Below are 1,080 nucleotides of genomic sequence, written 5' to 3'. Positions count from 1 at the left end.
GTTGTGTGTGTAAGCGGGCGGTGTTTCGGGGTTAGAGGTAGTGCTCGATGCGCTCGGGGAACGCGATCGCGATTTGTTCGAGGGCCTTCATCCAGTTCGTCACGACCTGACCCTCGATGAGCCGGCCGGAGGCCTTGCGCTCGGTGGATGGGCGGCCGCGTTCCCGCGCCCGGTCACGGGCGCGTTTGTCCTCGATGTCGCATCGGGCTCATACGAGTCCGGATGTTCCGAGAAGACTGCCGATGCCGAAGGTCACGGCGAGAGCCGCGGCGCCGCCGACGATCACGCGGGTCACGGCCCGCGGCACGGAGCTTTCCCCGACCCGTGCACCGATCGCCCCCGTGATCCCGAGCGCGAGAATGACGGCAACAAACGTCGCGGGCACCCGCCACTGCTCGGGCGGCAAGAGGATCACGACAAGAGGCAGGATCCCCCCGATCAGGAACGCCATGGCGGAGGAGAAGGCGGCATGCCAAGGACTCGGAACATCATCCGGGTCGATGTTGAGTTCGGTGGAAAGGTGCGCGCGAAGTGCATCCCGTTCCGTGAGCTCGGTCGCGACCTGGAGGGCCGTTTCGGGCCGGAGCCCCTTCTGCTCATACAACCCGGCGAGTTCGATCAGCTCCTCCTCGGGTATCTCGGCCAGCTCGCGTTTCTCCTTCTGAATCATCGCGTGTTCACTGTCACGTTGACTGCTCACGGACACGTACTCACCGAGCGCCATCGAGATGGCGCCACCGACTAGGCCCGCCACGCCGGCCGTCAGGATCGGCGCCGTTGCGGTCGTGACGCCCGCAACGCCGACCACGATGGCTGCGACCGAGACGATGCCGTCGTTCGCGCCCAGGACGCCAGCACGCAGCCAGTTCATCTTCTGAGCGATTCCGCCGCGGTGTGGTTCGGCGGCATGCTGACCGACTGGCTCGGTGGTGTTGGGAAGATTCTGCGACATCGCTCGATGATGACACGCCGGCCGGCGGCTGTCCATGAAGGAAAGGCTCTCCTATCGCCGGGCGAGACGGGGGGCATCGGCCATGCGTGGGAGCAGAATACCCAGAGCCCGATTGCGAACTTATACCC

1 protein-coding gene and 1 pseudogene are annotated in these 1,080 nt (G+C 65.5%); both read right to left on the bottom strand.

The annotated features are described in order from the left end of the window. Nucleotides 1-31 precede the first annotated feature (31 nt). Nucleotides 32-208: pseudogene (locus tag KKR01S_RS11395) on the bottom strand (IS256 family transposase); the annotation flags it as partial. Next, a complete protein-coding gene (locus KKR01S_RS10410) occupies nt 209-952 on the bottom strand; it encodes a VIT1/CCC1 transporter family protein (protein ID WP_058731821.1) in 744 nt (247 codons plus the stop codon). Nucleotides 953-1,080 lie beyond the last annotated feature (128 nt).

Origin of the sequence: Rothia kristinae NBRC 15354 (assembly GCF_001570865.1) — a bacterium.
GTDB classification, from domain to species: Bacteria; Actinomycetota; Actinomycetes; order Actinomycetales; family Micrococcaceae; genus Rothia; species Rothia kristinae.
The sequence above is the reverse complement of the archived record's forward strand: the minus strand, read 5'-3'. Positions and strand labels throughout refer to the sequence as shown.

Coding starts and splice junctions, on each gene's coding strand:
- KKR01S_RS10410 (WP_058731821.1), bottom strand. CDS start 952: ATGTCGCAGAATCTTCCCAACACCACCGAGCCAGTCGGTCAGCATGCC.